This is a genomic window from Enterococcus sp. 3H8_DIV0648, assembly GCF_002140655.1.
GTDB lineage: Bacteria > Bacillota > Bacilli > Lactobacillales > Enterococcaceae > Enterococcus_A > Enterococcus_A hulanensis.
In genome coordinates this window covers 509,456-510,526 of sequence record NZ_NGLG01000001.1, presented here as the reverse complement: position 1 = coordinate 510,526, position 1,071 = coordinate 509,456, and the positions used below count along the sequence as shown (strand labels likewise).

At 39.1% G+C, this 1,071-nt stretch carries 1 protein-coding gene and 1 pseudogene; both read right to left on the bottom strand.

Annotated features, from left to right (window positions below):
• Positions 1-174 precede the first annotated feature (174 nt).
• Complete coding sequence (locus A5875_RS02300; protein WP_088932111.1) at positions 175-600, bottom strand: PTS sugar transporter subunit IIA; 426 nt, start codon at positions 598-600, stop codon at positions 175-177.
• Between the two features lie 113 nt (positions 601-713).
• A pseudogene (locus A5875_RS02295) lies at positions 714-866 on the bottom strand (tRNA (adenosine(37)-N6)-threonylcarbamoyltransferase complex ATPase subunit type 1 TsaE); the annotation flags it as partial.
• Positions 867-1,071: the final 205 nt, after the last annotated feature.

Genomic DNA, 1,071 nt, shown 5'->3' with positions numbered 1-1,071 from the left:
CCATCGCAGCTCGGGCATTTGCTTTTTTAGCTAATCCAATGGATCTGTCTCTTATACACATCTAGAAGTGTATAAGAGACAGTAATTACAGGTAGTATAGACAACAAATGCCTCCATCGCAGCTCGGGCATTTGCTTTTTTAGCTAATCCAATGGATAGTCCGATAACTGTCTCTTATACACATCTAGATGTGTATAAGAGACAGTCAGGAAACAGAACCATGATTGTACTTTCTTTTCCTTGCAATTTCAAAAACGCCCGATCAACAATTGCTAGTTTTGTCTTTGGCGTCACCTTGTCAGCTTCATGAACAAGAATCTCAAATCCTTCACCCTTTAATTCCACCGTGTCGATACCGATATGGATCAACACTTCTTTACCATCGGCCCTTTTGATACCAATAGCGTGTTTAGTAGGGAAAATGCTCGTGATGATACCTGTAACTGGTGAATAAAGTTCATCGGCCATCGGTTCCACGGCAAATCCAGGTTCCATCATCCCTTCTGAGAATACTGGATCAGAAACTTCAGACAATGGAATCAACTGTCCTTCAACAGGACTAACCAACGCTGGTTCCTTCTTTTTAAAAAAAGAAATCATTCTTATACTCCCTTCATTTTGATAGCAATCAGCAAAATAACAATACTGATCAAACCAATAAAACCAGTTGCACAATAAAACACAAATTTAGTAAGATGTGTATAAGAGACAGGATCAATCCCTAATCCGAGAGCGATTCCTTTGGTTAACGTCGTTTTCCCCGCCCCAAGGTCGCCAGTCAACACCAAATTATCACTGGGTGTCGCTGCTGCGCCAATCATTTTTCCTAGCTTTTCTGTCGCTGCTGTATCTGCTAACGTTATCACGCTATTTCCCCTCTTTTCTATACCAACTTAGTATAACGATTTAGACATAGAGAGAAAAGGAAAAGATGCTCAAAGCCTTTGTTCAAACTTTTTATCAACAAAAAGAAAGCAAAGTACCTAAATCTTATAGATCAAACTTTTTTCTATTGTAAAAACAAAAAAAGATCTGACAATTCATCTGTCAGACCCTCTGCTTTTCTACTCA